This window comes from Blautia sp. OF03-13 (genome assembly GCF_003460685.1).
Lineage (GTDB): Bacteria > Bacillota > Clostridia > Lachnospirales > Lachnospiraceae > Fusicatenibacter > Fusicatenibacter saccharivorans.
The window spans coordinates 43,511-62,716 of sequence record NZ_QTVR01000010.1; the positions used below are offsets into that span (position 1 = coordinate 43,511).

General features: G+C 45.5%; 27 protein-coding genes and 1 tRNA gene. All 28 read left to right on the forward strand.

Annotated features, from left to right (window positions below; translation table 11 throughout):
* The first annotated feature begins 5 nt into the window (after positions 1-5).
* The 28 genes from DXA55_RS09340 to DXA55_RS09470 all read left to right on the forward strand — a co-directional run bounded on the left by DXA55_RS09340 (position 6) and on the right by DXA55_RS09470 (position 19,158).
* Positions 6-1,229: a hypothetical protein gene (locus tag DXA55_RS09340; RefSeq protein WP_117813896.1), complete on the forward strand. Its 1,224-nt coding sequence runs from the start codon at positions 6-8 to the stop codon at positions 1,227-1,229.
* A 20-nt stretch (positions 1,230-1,249) separates the two neighbouring features.
* Positions 1,250-1,507, forward strand: a complete 258-nt coding sequence (locus DXA55_RS09345) for a winged helix-turn-helix transcriptional regulator (protein WP_117813898.1) — start codon at positions 1,250-1,252, stop codon at positions 1,505-1,507.
* On the forward strand, positions 1,500-1,919 hold the full coding sequence (locus DXA55_RS09350) for a single-stranded DNA-binding protein (protein WP_117813900.1): 420 nt from the start codon (positions 1,500-1,502) through the stop codon (positions 1,917-1,919). Before DXA55_RS09345 ends, DXA55_RS09350 begins: the two co-directional genes overlap by 8 nt.
* 18 nt (positions 1,920-1,937) lie before the next feature.
* A complete protein-coding gene (locus tag DXA55_RS09355) occupies positions 1,938-2,288 on the forward strand; it encodes a hypothetical protein (protein ID WP_117813902.1) in 351 nt (116 codons plus the stop codon).
* A gap of 10 nt (positions 2,289-2,298) precedes the next feature.
* On the forward strand, positions 2,299-2,535 hold the full coding sequence (locus DXA55_RS09360; protein ID WP_147342008.1) for a hypothetical protein: 237 nt from the start codon (positions 2,299-2,301) through the stop codon (positions 2,533-2,535).
* Positions 2,536-2,538: 3 nt separating this feature from the next.
* Positions 2,539-2,709 (forward strand): hypothetical protein, encoded by a 171-nt coding sequence (locus DXA55_RS17095; protein WP_158565070.1) that lies wholly within the window; start codon positions 2,539-2,541, stop codon positions 2,707-2,709.
* Positions 2,710-2,757: 48 nt separating this feature from the next.
* A complete protein-coding gene (locus DXA55_RS09365; RefSeq protein ID WP_117813906.1) occupies positions 2,758-3,180 on the forward strand; it encodes a hypothetical protein in 423 nt (140 codons plus the stop codon).
* Between the two features lie 286 nt (positions 3,181-3,466).
* Positions 3,467-3,539 (forward strand) — tRNA-Asn (locus DXA55_RS09370).
* Between the two features lie 96 nt (positions 3,540-3,635).
* Positions 3,636-3,932, forward strand: a complete 297-nt coding sequence (locus tag DXA55_RS09375) for a hypothetical protein (RefSeq protein ID WP_242998451.1) — start codon at positions 3,636-3,638, stop codon at positions 3,930-3,932.
* A 3-nt stretch (positions 3,933-3,935) separates the two neighbouring features.
* Positions 3,936-4,460: a TRADD-N-associated membrane domain-containing protein gene (locus tag DXA55_RS09380; protein WP_117813908.1), complete on the forward strand. Its 525-nt coding sequence runs from the start codon at positions 3,936-3,938 to the stop codon at positions 4,458-4,460.
* 73 nt (positions 4,461-4,533) lie between these two features.
* Positions 4,534-5,307 (forward strand): phage terminase small subunit, encoded by a 774-nt coding sequence (gene terS, locus DXA55_RS09385; RefSeq protein WP_117813910.1) that lies wholly within the window; start codon positions 4,534-4,536, stop codon positions 5,305-5,307.
* The gene (locus DXA55_RS09390) at positions 5,294-6,652 is read left to right on the forward strand and encodes a PBSX family phage terminase large subunit (RefSeq protein ID WP_117813912.1); all 1,359 of its coding nucleotides are present in this window, start codon (positions 5,294-5,296) and stop codon (positions 6,650-6,652) included. The genes terS and DXA55_RS09390 overlap by 14 nt, the downstream gene beginning before the upstream one ends.
* 2 nt (positions 6,653-6,654) lie before the next feature.
* Positions 6,655-7,989 carry a phage portal protein gene (locus DXA55_RS09395; RefSeq protein ID WP_242998453.1) on the forward strand — a complete coding sequence of 445 codons (1,335 nt, stop codon included), beginning with the start codon at positions 6,655-6,657 and terminating at the stop codon, positions 7,987-7,989.
* The gene (locus DXA55_RS09400) at positions 7,979-9,385 is read left to right on the forward strand and encodes a minor capsid protein (RefSeq protein WP_117813914.1); all 1,407 of its coding nucleotides are present in this window, start codon (positions 7,979-7,981) and stop codon (positions 9,383-9,385) included. The genes DXA55_RS09395 and DXA55_RS09400 overlap by 11 nt, the downstream gene beginning before the upstream one ends.
* A 196-nt stretch (positions 9,386-9,581) precedes the next feature.
* Complete coding sequence (locus DXA55_RS09405) at positions 9,582-9,914, forward strand: YjcQ family protein (RefSeq protein WP_055268078.1); 333 nt, start codon at positions 9,582-9,584, stop codon at positions 9,912-9,914.
* A gap of 65 nt (positions 9,915-9,979) precedes the next feature.
* Positions 9,980-10,477, forward strand: coding sequence for a DUF2829 domain-containing protein (locus DXA55_RS09410; RefSeq protein WP_117813916.1), 498 nt, complete (start codon positions 9,980-9,982; stop codon positions 10,475-10,477).
* Positions 10,478-10,765: a ribosomal-processing cysteine protease Prp gene (locus DXA55_RS09415; RefSeq protein ID WP_117813918.1), complete on the forward strand. Its 288-nt coding sequence runs from the start codon at positions 10,478-10,480 to the stop codon at positions 10,763-10,765.
* 88 nt (positions 10,766-10,853) lie between these two features.
* Complete coding sequence (locus tag DXA55_RS09420; protein ID WP_242998455.1) at positions 10,854-11,522, forward strand: DUF4355 domain-containing protein; 669 nt, start codon at positions 10,854-10,856, stop codon at positions 11,520-11,522.
* Positions 11,523-11,534: 12 nt separating this feature from the next.
* Positions 11,535-12,737 (forward strand): hypothetical protein, encoded by a 1,203-nt coding sequence (locus tag DXA55_RS09425; protein WP_242998457.1) that lies wholly within the window; start codon positions 11,535-11,537, stop codon positions 12,735-12,737.
* 16 nt (positions 12,738-12,753) lie between these two features.
* Positions 12,754-12,969: a hypothetical protein gene (locus DXA55_RS09430; protein ID WP_117813922.1), complete on the forward strand. Its 216-nt coding sequence runs from the start codon at positions 12,754-12,756 to the stop codon at positions 12,967-12,969.
* A gap of 18 nt (positions 12,970-12,987) precedes the next feature.
* On the forward strand, positions 12,988-13,314 hold the full coding sequence (locus tag DXA55_RS09435; protein ID WP_055267288.1) for a phage head-tail connector protein: 327 nt from the start codon (positions 12,988-12,990) through the stop codon (positions 13,312-13,314).
* Positions 13,311-13,613 (forward strand): hypothetical protein, encoded by a 303-nt coding sequence (locus DXA55_RS09440; RefSeq protein ID WP_117813924.1) that lies wholly within the window; start codon positions 13,311-13,313, stop codon positions 13,611-13,613. The genes DXA55_RS09435 and DXA55_RS09440 overlap by 4 nt, the downstream gene beginning before the upstream one ends.
* Positions 13,613-13,948 carry an HK97-gp10 family putative phage morphogenesis protein gene (locus DXA55_RS09445; RefSeq protein WP_199605789.1) on the forward strand — a complete coding sequence of 112 codons (336 nt, stop codon included), beginning with the start codon at positions 13,613-13,615 and terminating at the stop codon, positions 13,946-13,948. Before DXA55_RS09440 ends, DXA55_RS09445 begins: the two co-directional genes overlap by 1 nt.
* A 4-nt stretch (positions 13,949-13,952) precedes the next feature.
* Positions 13,953-14,339 carry a hypothetical protein gene (locus DXA55_RS09450; protein ID WP_117813928.1) on the forward strand — a complete coding sequence of 129 codons (387 nt, stop codon included), beginning with the start codon at positions 13,953-13,955 and terminating at the stop codon, positions 14,337-14,339.
* A 9-nt stretch (positions 14,340-14,348) separates the two neighbouring features.
* Entirely contained in the window at positions 14,349-14,879 is a 531-nt protein-coding gene (locus DXA55_RS09455; RefSeq protein ID WP_117813930.1) for a phage major tail protein, TP901-1 family, read from the forward strand.
* Positions 14,880-14,934: 55 nt separating this feature from the next.
* Positions 14,935-15,366, forward strand: a complete 432-nt coding sequence (locus tag DXA55_RS09460) for a tail assembly chaperone (RefSeq protein ID WP_117813932.1) — start codon at positions 14,935-14,937, stop codon at positions 15,364-15,366.
* A 29-nt stretch (positions 15,367-15,395) separates the two neighbouring features.
* Positions 15,396-15,731, forward strand: a complete 336-nt coding sequence (locus tag DXA55_RS09465; protein WP_147342009.1) for a hypothetical protein — start codon at positions 15,396-15,398, stop codon at positions 15,729-15,731.
* Positions 15,706-19,158, forward strand: coding sequence for a phage tail tape measure protein (locus tag DXA55_RS09470; RefSeq protein ID WP_117813936.1), 3,453 nt, complete (start codon positions 15,706-15,708; stop codon positions 19,156-19,158). Before DXA55_RS09465 ends, DXA55_RS09470 begins: the two co-directional genes overlap by 26 nt.
* The last annotated feature ends 48 nt before the right edge of the window (positions 19,159-19,206 follow it).

Sequence of the window (19,206 nt, forward strand, 5' to 3'; positions counted from 1 at the left end):
AAGAGATGGAAGAGTATACACAATTAACCCTGGATGATTGGCTGGCTATGAAGGAGAGTTTGAAACAGGATCTGATCGGAGTACAGGAGAGCTTTGTGCGGATCGGTTACATACTGCGGACGATCGAGGAGCAGGAACTGTACAAGAGAGATGGATACGAGACGATAACGGAATTTGCCAAAGCGGAATATGGACTGAGCGCTTCGACAATTTCCAGATTCATAAACATCAACCGGAAATTCAGTGTGGCAGGCTATTCGGACCGCCTGCGGCCGGAGTTTGCCCAGATCGGGAGCAGCAAACTTTCCGAAATGCTTTCCATGCCGGACAGTGATCTGGAGATGGTACGGCCAGAACTGCCAAAGGAGGATATCCGGGAGCTGAAACGATTCAACAAGGCAGAGCCGGAACCAGAAAAAGCGGACTCGCTGGAAAAGCTGGTGCTGAAATTCCTGGAAACCAATCGGGAAATTGCGAAAGAACTGGAAGAGAGCGAGGCGTATGCGGCCGGAGAAGTCGAGAAGATGGCGGAAATCGTCAATCCATCCGGGACCAAAACGTTCCGGATGGGCCTGTTCTTCATGGCCATGTACGAGAACGACATCCAGATTAAACAGTTTGGCCAGACACCGCGAAAGATGAGCTGGGCAGAATTTTTCCAGATTGCCAGAAAAATACTGGAAAGCCAGGAATGGCAGGCAGAAGAGGTGGAAGGGACAGAAGAACGGGAAGAAGCTCAAAAAAGCAGGGAAAGTGTGGAACAGGAAAGAAAACAGGAAAAAGCATCTGAAGGGATGAATGAGATCCGAGGAGAAGAAAAAGCACCTGGAAAACCGTCCGAAAACAGAATTGCGCCGGCGCAATTAAAAACGCCGGAAAAGCCTGTAAATACAGAAGCGGAGCCGGTTTTGGAAACAAAAAAGAATGAGAGAAAAGAGGCGGGAACGGAAGAGACCGTTTCAAAAGCAGAAACCGGTATTCCGGAAGCAACAGAGGGCGATATGGAGCAGCTGCCAGGGCAGATGAACATGCCAGAGGACTATCCGGGAACAGAAAGTATCGAAGTGGTCGGAAAGGCAATGCCGAGAAAAGATTATTTTGATACCCTTACCGCCTGGGGACTGTCAGTGTATCTTTCAAAATATCTTCCGGCGGATGTTTTGACAGATCAGAAGAGATTGTATCAGTGGATACAGAAGCCAGTTGACGAAAGGGGATATGAATTTTGAGCAGGAACAAGGAAGTGCGAATGCATAAAGGAAAAGAAGGAGCAGCGATCCAAGAAGAAGTATACCGTTATGTTGCGAAGTATATCATGGAGCATGTATATGCACCAAGCTATAAAGAAATTGCGGATGCATTGAGTATATCGGTGTCAACAGCGAAAAAACATATTAATGAACTCATAGATGAAGAAATTTTGGAATCAGATGCGGAAGTGAGAGAACAGAGAGCATTTCGAATCCGTGATACAAGAATAGTAAAGAGGAGAAAAAGCGATGAATAAAGTTATATTGATGGGAAGATTAACCAGAGATCCGGATGTCAGATACTCTTCGGGAGATGGCTCTACGGCGGTAGCCCGTTACATACTGGCTGTTGACCGCAGATTCCACAGAGACGGCGATGCAACAGCAGATTTTATCGGTTGTGTAGCATTTGGACGCCAGGCAGAATTTACAGAGAAATATCTGCGTCAGGGAACGAAGATCGCCATCACCGGTCGGATCCAAACCGGAAGCTATACGAACCGTGAAGGCAGGAAGGTTTACACAACCGATGTGGTTGTGGAAGAGCAGGAGTTTGCAGAGGGTAAGAACGCGGAACGTCCGCGGGAGCAGGGCGCAACACCGCAGACAAATACGGACGGTTTCATGACTATCCCGGATGGTGTCGATGAAGATATTCCATTTATGTAAGCAGGAGGAGCGAAGAGAATGTTATTTCCGAAACCAACAAAGAAAAAGAAGAGAAGAAAGCACAGGGAGAGCTTATTGCAGAATAAGGAGAGTAGGATCTGCTATCTCTGCGCAAGAGGGGGGGATTATAGCTGGAAGACGGTGCTTGAAGAGCACCACATCTTTGGCGGCCCCAATAGACATTTATCTGAGGAGTATGGATTAAAGGTATATATCTGCCCGGAATGCCACCGGACATCCGCCAGAGCCGTGCATCAGGATCCGGCAGGAGCGGCAAACTGCTATCTGCAGGAGGCGGGGCAGAAAGCATTCGAAGAAAACTTTCCGGAATTAAATTTCAGAGAGGTATTCGGCCGGAATTATTTGTGAGGGATGGAAAATGAGAAAAATACCAGAAGAGATGGAGAGAATGATTCTTGAGATGTTGCAACGGGGTGAAATGTATAAAACGATTGTGGACAGAACAGGGGTATCGGAAACTACGGTCGGAAGAGTTGCGAGAGAAAATGGAATCTGCAGACTGAAAAGAAATGCGGAAAAGTGCAAAGAAGGTTATCCTCCGGCATTGTTGGATGAATGGGATAGAGTAAGACTTGAGATCTTACGGAAAGGATAGGGTATGAGAGAAATTATTGAAATATTGCTTGCCTGCGCAGGGATGATCGGCGCGGCGGCGTGGCTACTGAACCGGACAGAGCGTCCAAAGGATCCGGAAGAAGATGCGGAGCAGGAAGAATATTTAAAGAAGTGGAACGAACAGCACGGAAAGCGGAAACATAATGCTGATTAGGAGTCAGAACGAAAGGATGTTAATGGAAATGACAGGGAGGTGGTACCCATGGAGCAGTACAAAGAAGAGAATGAAAAGAAAAAAGAATACCTGAAGAGATACCATGCGGCAGAATTGGCAGAAAAAGAGATTCAGGAAGAAATCGATGATCTGCGGATGAATAAAATGTTTCCGGCACTGATCCAAGATGGGATGCCACACGGGAGCAGTTGCATGGATCTTTCAGAGTATGCAGCACAGCTTGATGAGCTGCTGACGGAGCTGAAAGATCAGATGGAGTTGAGAATCAGAATCCGGCGAAAGATTACGTGGGAAATTGAACAGATGCAGAATGAGACTGAAAAAACAGTCTTGAGATTGAGATATATTCATTGGCTGCGGTGGGAGCAGATTGCGGAGAGAATGGGCTATAGTTGGAAACAGATACATAGAATTCATGGGATGGCGTTGACGAACTTCAAGATGACATAGAATGACATACTGCATGTGTGGTATAGTGTAAGAGCCAGAGAATGGATAAGGGATCATTCCTAAAAATCTCCTTGCATGTATTTTGAGCGGCGGTCAGGTGTCACAGCTTGACCGTTGAATTGGGCAGCATCAGCCCATGGAAAAAGTCCGAATGATGTACGATGTTGAACGAAGCCCCAGACATCTGAACTGAGAGCGATGCACCGCCTTAGAGAGATTGACAAGGCCTGCTTGAATTTTATAGTTATGTAGTGCCATAACTACAAAAAACGGTAGGAAGTGCTATTGGAATGTAGCTCAGCAGGTAGAGCGATTGACTGTTAATCAATATGTCGTAGGTTCGACTCCTACCATTCCAGCTTTCCATTGACTGGAGAATCATCTCCCATATACTTCTTTTGAAACGTCCTGTAGAAATGCAGGGCGTTTTATTGTGAGGAAAGGCTAGAAAAAATATGAATAAGGTGGTAAAATGGACAAAAATATATATTGGGAGAAAAACAATGCAAAAAATTGACGGACAAGAGCTTATTGATTATCTAAATGATAAATGGCATGGTGCAAGATGTCCTTTATGTGGAGAAGGAGTATGGAATGTAACGGACAAAATTTTTGAATTGAGAGAATTTAATGATGGAAATTTTGTGTTAGGCCCTAACAGTGCTATTACGCCTGTTATTCCAGTGACATGTTCAAATTGTGGAAACACAGTATTTGTAAATGCACTGATTGCCGGATTATTAAAGGAGTAATGTATGCCGCTAAGGGAAGAAGTAACTCAAAATTTTAAGCTTGATAACAGCAATGAAATTAATAAGCGATTTTCTAAAAACAACTTCAAAATAGAGGACAATTGGATTCCGGATAAGGCGAAGAGAGGATATCATGAGCAATGGTTAAATCAATCAAAATGGGCATTTAGACTTAGTTTTTGTGGAAGTATTTTAGGATTTGCGGTTATTGTTTTCGGAATTATAATTAGTGCAAGAACAAGTAATACTGAATGGCCAGGTATAATCGCGGGAATTGTTATAGAAGCGGTTTCTGCGTTGTTTTATGGATTGTCTAATCGGGCAAATGAAAAGATCACAGAATTTTTTAAAGAATTAACAAAAGATTCTAATGTTAAAGATGCAATTAATTTGTGTGACAAAGTGAAGGATGATGATGTGAGGGATTGTTTGATAGTGAAACTTTCACTTCATTTATCTGGTATATCTGAAGAAAAAATATGCAAAGATTTTAAGGAAGCATGTGATGTAAATAAAAAAGATGCATAGAAATATTCAATTTGAGAGCACCCTTCGGGGTGCTTTTGCTTTACAAAAAAACGACGAATCGAGGTGATGGAACATGGCCCGGGCGCCAGATAAAAGAATAGAGCAGGCAAAGGCCATGTACCTGAAGGGCATGAAATTGGTTGAGATTGCAAGTCAACTGAATCTGCCGGAAGGAACTGTTCGCCGTTGGAAATCTACTCACAGATGGGATAACGAGCGTTCGGATAAAAAAAGCGAACGTTCGGATAAGAAAAAAAGAGGCGGTCAACCGGGAAATCAAAATGCGACCGGTCCGCCGGGAAATAAGAATGCAGTTAAGACAGGAGAGTTTGAAGCTCTCTTTTTTGATTGTCTGGATCCAGAAGAAAAACGGTTGACTGAAATGGTGACGCCGGACAAGGAGCAGTTGCTCCTGCAGGAAATTCAGCTATTGACTGTGCGGGAACGGCGGATGTTGAAAAGAATTGAGATGCTGAAGAACATGGAGCAGCCGACGGCCGATGAAAATATTGAGCCAGAAGAACAAGTTCCAGCGGGAATGAGTGTTACCGGATATCGATCTGGAATTGAAAAAGGAAAACCAACTGTTTTAAAAGAATACGAGGGGATTTTGGGACAGATCCAGTCCATAGAAGATGCCCTGACCCGTGTGCAGGCACGGCGTCAGCGAGCCATCGAGGCCTTGCATAAATTTGGTTACGATGATGCACGGCTGGAGCTGGCAACAATGCAGCTTGAATTTGAAATGAGCAAACAGGATGTTCAGCAGGAAGAAACCGGCGATGATGGATTCCTTTCTGCGATGAATGCCGTGGCGCAGGAAGTCTGGGGTGATGAGAGTGTATGAGAAGATCTCATCGTTGAAAACAAAGTTGCAGAATCTCACGCGAAACATTAAAAATTGTCAGAAAGACCAGACATTCCATTTTTCGCCGTTTTCCAGAAAACAGAAGCAGGTTCTTACCTGGTGGTGCAAGGATTCGCCAGTCCATGATAAGGATGGAATCATAGCTGACGGCGCGATCCGATCCGGAAAGACCGTCAGCATGTCACTCTCATTCGTAATGTGGGCGATGAGCACATTCAATGGTCAGAACTTTGCTATGTGCGGTAAAACCATCGGTTCTTTCCGGCGAAATGTATTGTTCTGGTTGAAACTGATGCTCAAATCCAGAGGATATTCCGTAACTGACCGCAGAGCGGACAACCTCATTTTGATCAGAAAAGGCGATGCTGAGAACTACTTTTATATTTTCGGCGGAAAAGATGAGCGTTCACAAGATTTGATTCAGGGTATCACGCTGGCGGGTGTGTTCTTTGATGAGGTTGCACTGATGCCGGAATCCTTCGTCAATCAGGCAACCGGCCGATGCTCCGTTGAAGGTTCCAAGTTTTGGTTTAACTGCAACCCGGACGGTCCATATCACTGGTTTAAGCTCAATTGGATTGACAAGAGGAAAGAAAAACAGCTGCTGTATCTCCATTTTACAATGGATGACAACCTAAGCCTATCTGAGAAAATAAAAACCAGATACCGAAACATGTATACCGGGGTGTTCTATAAAAGATACATCCTGGGCCTGTGGGCTATGGCTGAGGGTATTATCTACGATATGTTCAGCGAAGCACAACATGTGAAAGATCCATCGTTATTTGAAAAGTTATTGCTTGACAGCAATAGATATGTCAGTTGCGATTATGGAACTCAAAATGCAACGGTGTTTCTCCTGTGGGAAAAAGGAACGGATGGCGTTTGGTATTGTACGAAAGAATATTATTATTCTGGACGAGAGGAAGGAAAGCAGAAAACGGATGCAGAGTATGCAGACGACTTGGAAAATTGGCTGGATAAGATGGAAATTCGCGCAATTATAGTGGATCCTGCGGCTGCTTCTTTTATTGCGGAATTGCGAAAACGTGGATTCAAAATCATAAAAGCCAAAAATGATGTAGAGGATGGAATTCGATTGGTAGCAACCAAATTGAATTTGCAAAAAATTGTATTTTCAACGGCGTGTATAAATACAATTAAAGAATTTGCATCTTATATTTGGGACAAAAAAGCTGCTGAAAACGGAGAAGACAAGCCAGTGAAGCAATATGATCATGCGATGGACGCTGTACGATATTTTGTATATACAATACTTGGGGAGCGACCACGGCTGAACAGAAAGGTGAAAGGAGGGATATAGAAGTGCGAACGAATTTGTATAGGCTGCCGTCGGAAGAGACGCTGACAGATGCCAAATTGAACGAATTTATCATGCGGCATTCCGGAGAGTGCGCATTTAGATACAGCAGGCTGCAGGAGGCCTACGAGACGGATTACCCGATCCTGCATGAGCCGTTAAAGCCCAAGTGGAAGCCGGACAACCGGATCATGGTCAACTTTGCGAAATACATTGTGGATACGATGAACGGATTCTTCATCGGGCATCCGATTAAGCTGCTGGTCGATGATGGGAACGAAGCGGTTGAAAAATATGTTGAGTTCCTGGATCAGTACAACGACCAGGACGATAACAATGCAGAGCTGTCTAAAATCTGCAGTATCTTTGGCAAGGGTTATGAAATGTATTATGTGGATGAGAATGGGAATATCGGTATTACATACCTGAGCCCGCTGGATGCATTCATGATCTACGATGATTCTGTGCTGGAAAGGGAACGATATTTCGTGCGGCTGTATTACGATTCGAATCAGATCCTTCATGGAAGCGTATCGGACGAGACGAAGGTCCGCTGGTTTACAATCAAAGGAAAATTGCTCTGGGATGCAGACGAGAAGATACACGGCTTCGACGGCGTTCCGGCATCGGAGTACGTAGAAAACAAGGAGCGTATGGGAATCTTCGAGCCGGTCCTTACGATGATTAATGCATACAACAAGGCGATCAGCGAAAAAGCCAATGATGTTGACTATTTCGCGGATGCCTATCTCAAGGTTCTTGGTTCCAAGCTGGAAGAAGACGATGTGGCGCATATCCGGGATGACAGAATCATTAATTTCGACGGGGACACCGAACGGTTGATTGTCGAATTTCTTCAGAAACCGGATGGTGATACCACGCAGGAGCATCTGATCGATCGCCTGGAAAAGCTCATTTTCCATATCAGCATGGTGGCCAATATCTCGGATGAGAATTTTGGCACCAGTTCCGGCATCGCCATGAAATATAAGCTGCAGGCAATGAGCAACTTGGAAAAAACGAAAGAGCGGAAATTTACCAGTGGAATGAACCGGAGGTATCGTCTGATTTTCTCAAATCCGGTCTCAGGAATGAAAAAAGATGACTGGGTGAAGATCCATCCACATTTTACGCCGAACTTCCCGGCAAACCTGCAGGAAGAGGCAGAGATCGCGAAGAATCTGGAAGGCGTTGTCAGCCAGGAAACACAGCTCGGCGTGCTGTCAATCGTGGATAATGTGCAGAATGAAATCGAGAAAATCGATGCAGACCAGGATAAGGTGAGAGCGGATCCGGTAATGGAGCAGATGTTTGGCGGCGGTGGACAGGATGACGAGTAAGGAATACTGGAAGAAGCGTGAGACGGAGCATGCCAGGCAGAATAAGATGTCTGAGCAGGTTTATGCAGAAGAGATCCGAAAGACCTATGCGTATATGGCAGACCAGATCCAGAAGGAGATCGATGGATTTTATACAAAGTATGCCACAAAAGAGGGAATCTCACTGGCGGAGGCAAAAAGGAGAGTTTCCAAGCTTGACATCGAAGAATACGGCAGGAAAGCGGCGAAATACGTCAAGGAAAAAGATTTTTCCGACCAGGCGAATGAAGAGATGCGGCTGTACAATGCGACCATGAAAATCAACCGTCTGGAGCTGCTGAAAGCCAATATCGGGCTGGAAATGGTATCCGGCTTCGACGAACTGCAGAAATACTTTGACAAGACGCTGACACAGCAGACAATAGAAGAATTTCGCAGGCAGGCGGGCATTCTTGGCAATTCCGTGCAGGAAAATGGGAAAATGGCGCGGGCAATTGTCGATGCGTCATTCCATAACGCCACTTATTCCGATCGAATCTGGATGTATCAGGATATGCTGAAAGCAGAGCTGGACAAGCTGCTGAAAACAGGGCTGATCCAGGGCAAGAACCCGCGGGAGCTTGCGGTGCACCTGCAGAAACGCTTCGGTGCAAGCCGGGAGGATGCAGAGCGGCTCATGGTCACGGAGCTTGCCAGAGTCCAGACAGAAGCTCAGAAACAGTCCTATATCCGAAATGGATTCGAAGAGTATACATACGTTGCCTGCGGGAATGCAGATGTCTGCGAGCGGTGCCAGGCGTTGGACGGTAAGCATTTTAGGGTGCAGGATATGATGCCAGGGACAAATGCGCCGCCGATGCATCCGCGATGCCACTGCTCTACGGCGGCCTATGAAGACAGCACAGAGTATGAGAAATGGTTGGAATTTCTGGAGCAGGGTGGTACCACAGAAGAATGGGAAGCTTCGAAAAACAGAAAGGCGAGATACAAAGACAACGAAGGCATATTCCAAACATTGGATGGCAGATCAAAGGGGCGAGACGTTATCAAACCTCGAAATATCATGAAAGAAATGAAAAAGTCCAGCATCGGAACGGAAATGTTGGAATATCTTCAGGAAAATGATATTCAAATAAAGGTATGGTACGGAGTTGATGTCGACGAGGGACTGGATGGACTTTTCGAAGATGGTGAAATCAACATTTATGCTGATAACACCAAAACGGTTCGTGAGACAGCTATTACAGTGATTCACGAGGCTACACATGCCAAAATCAACAAGCCAAACACCAAAAATCAAGAGTTACAATGTTATATGAATGAGTACAGACATCAAAACATCGAATTGACAGAAAAAGTTGTCCAGGATATAATTAATCATATAAATGATAAATATCCGAATCTGAAATGGGAGTGATTGTTTATGACGAATACTCTGAATATTCCACCTCATGAGAGAGTAAAGCTCTTGAGAAAAGGCGAAAAAGTTTTGTGCAAGAAATGCAAAAAAGGCATTATGATTCCAGTTGGCGACCGCGAAAAAACAAATACTTTTTACTGTGATTCTTGCAAGAATCAGTTAATTATCAACTGATGATAAGGAGACAGGGCAAATGGCTCAGAATGATTATTTCGTGATTGTATACCAGGTACTGAAATATCTGTATGAATGCTTGAAAAAGGGCGAAAAACCAGAAGCGTGTTACCTTACAGCATCGGCTTATAATATTCCTGAGAATTATTGGCAGTATATCATTTTAAGTCTGATTACAGAAGAATATGTAAAAGGTATTGCTGTTAATCATACGAAAGATGGCGTGCTTTTAGGCGATCTGCCTGATGCCATTATCACGCCAAAAGGTATTTCTTATCTGTTTGAAAATTCGTTGATTGAAAAGGCAAAAAGGACATTGAAAGATGTAAAAGAGATGGTTCCGTTTGTATAATTAACCACCAGTCGAGAGGCCGGTGGTATTTTTATGCCCATTTTTAAAGAAAAGAGGATTTGAAAATGAAGTTTGAAGAAGCATTGAAAGTGATGAAATCTGGAATTAAAGTGAAATTACCGTCTTGGGGAGGATATTGGTACTGGAATCCGAAAAAAGAAACCATCATTATGCATACCAAAGACGGGAATGAGATGGACATCAGAGAGACTCAGGTGGTCGAATATACGGTAGGCAACATTCTTTCTGATGAATGGATTGCTGCAGATGAGAGCAATTGTCCGCAGCTCGGAGGAGAAGCAGCCTTTTCTTTCGGTGAAGCAATTAAGTACCTGAAAAGAGGATTCAAAGTAGCACGTAAAGGCTGGAACGGGAAGAAACAGTATATTCAGCTCGCAACCGGAATTTCCTACAGAACTGCAGATGATCAGATCGTAAATTGTGAGCATGATGCAATCGGCAATATGGCGGTAGCTTTCGTTGGAACTTCTGGCGTGCAGATGGGGTGGCTTGCATCTCAGGCGGATATGCTTGCGGAAGACTGGATTTTTGCGGAGGCGTAAGTGATTGAAGTATCTGTTCGCGAGAACGAAATTAAGGTATCCGGTCATGCAATGTATGCACCGAACGGGCAGGATATTGTCTGTGCAGGCGTTTCCAGCCTCGTGCGGACGCTGATCCGCTCGATTGAGGACCTGACAAGGGATGAAATAGAATACGAAGTATCGCCCGGATGGGTTGATATACAGTATGGGAATCTATCGGAGAAAGCAAAAACTCTGGTGGATTCCTTTTTTGTCGGCGTCTGCTTGATGGCCGATGAATTTCCGGAGCATGTCCGGATCGTGTAACCGATGTGACCGAAATGTCGTTAAACTATGATTCTGGAGCAACGGCACGGGGCTTTTATAGAACGGGACGGGGCAGAAAGGACCGAACATGAAGTATAAAAACAATCGTTGGAGAATCCCAATGATCAACCTGCAGTTATTTGCAGATGGCGAAGGAGACGGCAGCGGAGCCGGAGACGGAAACGAGGACGGAGCTGGAGCAGGTTCTGAAAATAGCGGCAATGAGATGTCATTTGATGATTTTCTGAGGCAGGCAGAGAATCGAGCGGAGTTTGACCGCAGGGTCAATAAAGCGGTAAACACAGCAGTGACCAAAGCACAGGAAAAGTGGCGGGCACTGACTGATGACAAGCTTTCAGAGGCGGAAAAGCTCGCGAAGATGACAAAAGAAGAGAAAGCGGAGTACAAAAACCGTAAGCTGGAGAAAGAACTGGCGGATCTGAAACGGCAGAATGCACTTTCGGAGATGTCAAAAACAGCCAGAAAGATGCTGACAGATGAAGAAATTAACATCCCGGATGAACTTCTGACGCATCTGGTATCTGAAAGCGCTGAGGATACCAAGACGGCGGTTGAAACTTTCACGAAAATGTACAAGGATGCAGTGCAGGCAGCCGTAAAAGATGCCCTGAAGGGGAATGCACCAAAGGGCGGATCCGGCGGAAAAGGCGCTGTGACGAAAGAGCAGATTCTCGCAGTCAGCAACCCGATCGAACGGCAGCGGCTGATTGCGGAAAATATCGCATTATTTCAGTAGGAGGAAAACAGCATGCATAAAATCGGAAAATTAGGACTGCAGGTATTTGCGGCACCGGATAACATGACAGGTCAGGAACAGATCCAGGTAAAAGCCCGTGAGATTGACTTTGTAACATCTTTCGGCAAAAACATCCAGGCACTGCTTGATGTTCTGGGCATTGCCCGAATGATCAAGAAGGACAACAATACTATTTTAAAGACCAAAAAGGTAACAGGAACCCTGCAGTCCGGAGAGGTGAAAGAAGGAGAAGAAATTCCATACTCCCGGTACGCTGTAGAAGAGATTCCGTTTGATACCATCCGTATTGAAAAATATCGCAAGGGAGTAACCTTGGAAGCAATCGCAGAAAAAGGATACGATGCTGCAGTGCAGGATACCGATGAAGAGTTCAAAACCGATCTGCAGAATGTTGTCATGGACAAACTGTATACACAGCTGAAAGCAGGATCGTTGACTGGCCACGAAAGTACCTGGCAGATGGCGGTTGCTATGGCGATCGGAAAAGTCAAAGATAAATTTAAAAAGATGAAAAGAACAGCCACCGGCGTAGCAGTGTGGGTGAATACGTTGGATGTGTACAAATATGTTGGTGCTGCGGATATTTCCCTGCAGACTGCCTTCGGATTTGAGTACATGAAAAAGTTTCTGGGCGCAGAGGTTGTGTTTGTAAGCTCTGAAATCCCGGAAAACGTTGTTATTGCAACTCCACTCAATAACATCGTCGGATATTACATCGATCCAGGCGACTCTGAGTTTGCAAAGGCCGGTCTCAGTTACACAACAGACCCAACCACTCATTTCATCGGCTTCCATGCACAGGGTACCTATGAGAGAGCAATTTCGGATCTGTACGCTATTATGGGTCTCAGAATCTTCTGCGAATATCTGGATGCTATCGCCTATATTTCCGTTGGTAGATCTGATGCGCAGACGCTCGGAACTCTGAATGTAACATCTGAAGCAGGAACAGAAGATGGAAAGACTAAGATTTCTGTAAAAGAGCAGATCATGTCTGTGAATAACTATTGGAAGTACAAAGATGCGGCATCCGCAACTACCGTGAAATACGGCGATGATGTGAAGAACTGGAGCAAATGGGATGGAGAGTCCGAGATCGCATCTACAGCAGGGCATCAAATTACGCTGGTTGAGTGCGACCAGAACTACAAAGCAGTTCGTTCCGGCGATGTAACAGTAGCTGTGAAGAGCTGAGAAAGGGTGATGGTATATGTACAGAGTAATCGAGTATTTTACTGATTTGCAGGACAATGACCATGAATACAGAGCAGGCGATACCTTCCCGCGTGAGGAACTCAAGGTATCCGAAGCCCGCCTGGCAGAGCTTGCATCTGCTGAAAATCTGCGTGGTATCCCACTGATTGAGCTGGTGGAGCCGGAAAAGGCAGGCAAAGGGAAAAGCAAGAATAAGGCAGTAGATCCTTGACGGAGTAGGAGGCGGCCTATGATCGAAGATCTGAAACTGCTTCTTGGGATGGAAGATACAGACAAAAAGACAGAACAGCAGTTACAGCTGATTCTGAATGCCACGAAACAGCGGCTGAAATTTCTTCTTGGCGGTCTGGAGCCGCCGGAAGAGATGGAATACATCATATTGGATGTTTCGGTCATTCGATTCAACCGGATCGGCTCGGAAGGGCTCTCCTCTCACAGTGTTGAGGGCGAGAGCCTTTCCTGGTCAGAAAATGATTTTGCCGGGTACATGGATGATATTCAGTCCTATCTGGACAGCCAGCGGGAGGCAAGAAAGGGAAAGGTAAAGTTTCTGTGAGATATGATACACCAGTTTTCTTCCAACGGGTCCTGCCGGGCGAATATGATTCGAAAACCGGAAACTATGCTGCAGACCAGGTCACAGAGGTGCAGAAAATGGCTTCTGTGATGGATACGAGAGCAGAGATCATGCAGATCGTATACGGAGGAATCCGTCAGGGCAGCGTGACCGTACAGCTTCAAAATCATTACCAGAAACCGTTTGATCGGATCCGGATCGGGAACACAAACTATAAAGTGGACTATACGCGGAAACTTCGCGTGAAACAGACTTTTATTTTATCGGAGGTGGTCTGATGCCGAAAATCAAACTGGAAGGAATGGAAAAACTGCAGGTCAAATTGAAGAAAAACGTGCAGATGAGCGATGTAAAGCGGGTTGTAAAGGAAAATGGAAAATCTTTACAGGAGGCGGCACAGAGAAAAGCACCAGTAGATACCGGTACGTTGAAACGGAGTATTGGTCTTGAGATCCGGGACGGAGGTCTTACGGCCGAGATAGAGCCGACAGCAGAGTACGCAGCATACGTGGAGTATGGAACCCGTTATATGAATGCGCAGCCATACATGCGGCCTTCCTACACGGCTCAGAAAGGGAAGTTCAAATCCGATCTGAAAAAGCTTACGAGGTGATACCATGGATCCACAACAGGAATTATTCAGTGCATTACTTCTGGAATTGAAAAAACAGTATCCGGACAGTGTGTATGACACGTTTTTACCGCCGGAAGGCACGCCATATCCGTTTATCTATCTGGCAGACAGCGTTTTAACCGACAAAGCCAATAAAACGGCTGTGTTCGGCAACGTAAGCCAGACAATCCACGTCTGGCACGATAATCCGCGGCAGCGCGGCATAGTTTCACAGATGCTTCTGCAGATCAAGCAGATTTGCAGACATCTGGAGCACACCGGCAACTTTTCCTGGTCCGTGCAGGACTTAAATCAGAGAATATTGCCGGACACAACCACCAATCAGCCACTTCTTCACGGTATCGTGGAAGTGACTTTTTTATTCAGTTAGGAGAACAGCATGAGAAAAACAATTGATTTACAGTTATTCGCAGATGCGGTACGTGGTAAAAAGATCGTTTATCTGTACCGTCTAAAAAAAGATGCGGCTAAAAATGCAGCTACAGCATTAGCGTTTACGACAGAGAACGGCAGAACGACAAGCAAGGATGCCGATACCACAGAGACAAAGGATGGCACGATCCGTACCCCGGGAGCAGCCGAGGTTGAGATTACGGCAACCAGTATTCTTGCCAAGGGCGACACACTGATCGATTCTCTTGAAGATGCCATGATCAATGATGAACTGGTCGAGATCTGGGAAGCAAATCTGGATGATCCAGCAACCAGCGGAAGCAATAAATTTAAAGGAAAATACTTCCAGGGCTATGTGACGGAGGTAGAAAAGACTTCAAACGCCGAAGATATGGTGGAGGTGTCTCTTACCTTTGGTGTCAATGGAACCGGTCAGAAAGGTGATGTAACCGTAACGACCGCGCAGCAGGAAATAGCAGCTTACGTATTTACAGATACGACAAAAACAGGAGCGTAAAAGTGTTGAGGGCGAGAAATCGTCCTCTTTTTGAATAGTAAAGGAGAAAAACGATATGGAACTTACAATCAACGGACAGGTGTATCAGTTTAATTTTGGCATGGGATTCCTTCGTGATGTAAACAAAAGAATTCAGGTGCCAGTTGACAATTTAAAAGATGTCAGCAAAGGAATTGGTCTGAAATATATGATCGGCAGCGTCATGGATGGAGAGGTGGAGCCACTTGTAGATCTGCTGGATGCAGCAAATCAGGGGCAGACTCCGAGAGCTACAAAAGAACTGCTGGATGATTATATTGATGATCCGAAAACAGACATCGATAAACTTTTCGAGGATACACTGGGTTTCTTAAGGACAGCCAATGCTACGAAGAAAACCGTCGCGGAAATCGAGAAAGCAGTGGCAGCGGAGAAAGAACGTCAGGAATCTTTGAAGAAAGCACTGGAGGAGTTTCAGAAAAAGGCTCAGGACGAGAAGAAACAGTAGATTTCGAAAAAGTTTATCACGATGTTGCTGTGAACTGCTTTCGGTACTTCAATTTTACATCGTTCGAACAGGTGGATCGCCTGACAGTAGCTCAGTATAACGTCATGATGGAGGCACTGGAGCTGAAAATGTTTGACCGAAATTTCGAAGCACACAGACAGGCATATCTTGATTTTGCTGTGCGTGCAGAGCGAAAATCCGGCAAAAAGACAGTTCCGGTCTATAAAAAATTCCAGAAATTCTTCGATTATGAGCGGGAACTTGAAAATTTGAAAAAAAAGAGAACAAAAAAGACAGATCCTCGTTTTGTTGGACTTTCGAAGCTGATCAAGAAAGGAGATGGTGAAAACGGCAGAATCTTATAGCGTAAAAGCGGTTCTATCAGCGGTAGACAGCAATTTCTCTTCGACGATGAAATCGTGCAGCGATACAGCAGAACGGCTACGCAGTACCATATCCAGTGGACTTGGATTCGGCGCAATGGCGGCAATTGGTGGAAAAGCAGTTACAGCAGTTGGAAGTGCGCTTAAAAGCGTAACAACAAACGCGGTAAGCGCAGGTATGAGCTTCGAAAGTACAATGTCTTCCGTTGCAGCCATCTCTGGGGCTACAGGGTCAGATTTTGATAAATTGTCAGACAAAGCAAAACAGCTAGGTGCTTCCACGAAGTACACATCCAGTCAGATAGCTTCTGCGATGGAATATATGTCGATGGCGGGCTGGAAGGCGGATGAAATGCTATCCGGTATGGATGGCGTTATTAATTTGACTATTGCATCTGGCGGTGATCTGGCGAGGGCATCCGATATCGTTACGGATGCATTGACTGCATTCGGAAAACAGGCCAAAGACAGCGGAGAATTCGCCGATGTATTGGCGACCGCTTCTGCCAATGCGAACACGAATGTCGATTTGATGGGCGAAACCTTCAAATATGTCGGCTCTGTAGCTGGCGCAATGGGTTACTCGATTCAGGATATAGCTCTTGCGACTTCTATAATGGCGAATAGTTCTATCAAAGGAAGCGCCGCCGGTACGGCACTTCGCGCCACGATTACACGTATGGCAAAACCGACGGAAGAATCTAGCATGGCAATGTCTGCATTAGGCCTTAGCCTTACTGATGCTAACGGAAATATGAATTCCTTTGCCCAAATTATGAAAGATATGCGAAAAGGCATGCAAGGGTTGACTGAGGATGAAAAAGCATCTTATGCGGCTATGCTTGGTGGGCAGGAGGCAATGTCTGGGCTTTTAGCGATTGTTAATGCAAGTGATGAGGATTTCAATAAGCTTTCTGATGCGATCAACAATGCATCTGGAGCAGCAGAGACGATGGCAAGCATCAAAGCGGATAATCTGCAAGGTGCTGTTGATAAGCTTAAGTCTGGAATTGAAGGTATTGGAATAACCGCGTTTGAACAGGCAAAGGGAAAACTCAAAGAATTTGTAAAGAATATTACATCCGAAATAAGTGACGCCAATAAAAAGTTGGCTGATGGAAAGTACATTGAAAAAGCAATTCAGTGGGTTGAAAAGCTTGGATCAGCGTTTAAAAATGGCGGTTTGGAAGGCGGGCTGAAAGAAATTGGAGGCCTTCTGGATGGAACCGGCGAGAAGGTAAAAGCTCTTGGAGCAGTTCTTGGAACTTTAGGTGTTGTTACCAAAGCAAGCGATTTTTTCCAGAGCAATACATGGAAACTGGTATCCACAGGTATTGGAGGCATAAACAAAACCCTAAAAGAGACACCACAATGGGCAAAAAATGCTGGAAAAAGCCTTGGAAATGTATTTAGTAATTCGAAGCTTGGCGGAATATTACAGTCTGCAGTTGGAAAAATAAAAAATCCATTTAAAGATATTCTGGATGCCGCCACATTAGATGGTGCCAATGGGATACAGAAAATTGGTGTGTTGGGCGGAAAAGTTGTACAGACAGTTACATCAACCGTACAGACGGTTGGAAAATTGATTTTTGGTGTTGGTTCAAAGATGTTTAGCGGCTTGAACCAGATCATGGGGCTTGCAATGAAAGCATTGATGCCAGCAGCTTTGATTGCTGTCGTACTCGCCGGGCTTGGACTGCTCTATCAGACTTTTGGGTCACAGATCGATAGTATTTTGCAACTGGCACAGACACAGGGACCACAGTTTATCACGAATTTGGTCAATGGAATGGCCAGCAGGCTGCCGGACCTCATTCAGCAAGGTGGACATCTGGTTTCTGAATTGCTGGATACGATTACAGCCAATCTGCCAGCCTTGATTACGGGTGGCGTAACGCTGGTTCAATCTCTGGTATCCGGTTTGATCAGTGCCCTTCCAGAACTGATTCCGTCAGCAGTCAGCATGGCAACGACACTTATTACAGGAATTGCTTCAGCGTTGCCGCAGCTCATTATGACCGGCATGCAGCTTTTACTTGCATTGGCGCAGGGAATTACTGAGAATCTACCATCATTGATTGATTCTGCGCTACAGGCACTAAGTTCCTTTGCACAGGGTATTTTGCAGAATTTGCCTACCATATTGATGACGGCAGCTCAAATCATTGGAACGCTGGCGCAGGGAATTATAGGAGCGATTCCGCAATTGGTGGCAGCCCTTCCGCAGGTACTGTCCGCTATGATTGACACGATTATGGCAACAGATTGGCTGGAAGTTGGAAAACAGGTTGTTCTGGCTATTGGGGAAGGAATTTTTGGCGGACTTTCTAAGATTGGTGGAAAGATTGGAAAGTTCTTCGGTGATATCAGCGATTGGTGTACTGGAGGAGAAAAGGGTGGTAAAAGCGTAACGTCTGGTACAGTATCGGGAATTAATGCCGGAAGTTCACAGGTATCCAGTGCGGCAAATGCACTCGGAAATACCGCGGCAAGCAGTACGGCGGCTGGAATTCAGTCTGGAATTGGAAGTGTTGCTGCATCCGCCAGCAGCATAGGTGACGCGGCAATCAATGCGATTACATCCGGAATCAACAGTGGCAACGGAGCTTTGGCATCAGCGGGCACGAGTGCAGGAACAGCAGTTACAGAAAGCATGGATGCAGGGTTAAAACCATTGAATAATATTGCGTCCACATCGATGAACAATTTTTCAAGCACAATTTCGAGTAGTGGGACAAAAGCAGTTTCCAATGTAAAAAATGTTTCAAAGGCAGTGAATGCGGCGTTGAAAACGACAGAACCGGCGGCGCTTCGCAGTGGTCAAAGCGTTGGAAACAATATGGCAAACGGAATCAGGTCAAAAAGCAGTACTGTAACGAGCGCATCACGCGCACTTGCAAATGCGGCAAAGGCACCTCTGAGCAACGTAAATACTTATTCGTATGGCGCATACATCGGCATGGGTCTTGCAAATGGTATGGCAAGCCAGGTTGGACATGTAAGGGCAGTGGCGGCACAGCTTGCGGCGGCTGCAGAAGCGGCGATCCGGGCAAAAGCGCAGATCCACAGCCCATCACGGGTGACAGATAAACTCGGCAATTATTTCGGTATCGGCTGGGTCAACGGCATTATGGATCATGTGCAGGAGGCGAGGCAGGCCGCCATGGAATTGATACAGGTTCCGGAGCTTACACCTGCGCCGGAAATCGGAATGAGCCTTCGGACAGGATCTGAAGACCTGAACGACAGCTACCAGTACAGCAGTAATGGAAAATATACCATCTATGTACCCGTTAATCTGGACGGAAGAGAAATCGGAAAAGCGACCGCAACGTATACACGAGAAGAAATTGAGAAACAGGAGACAAGGGAGAACCGAAAGAAAGGCAGGAGAATGAATGTATAACTTTGTAGATACAACAGAGCGATACCCAGGGCAGAACCTGCCTTCGGA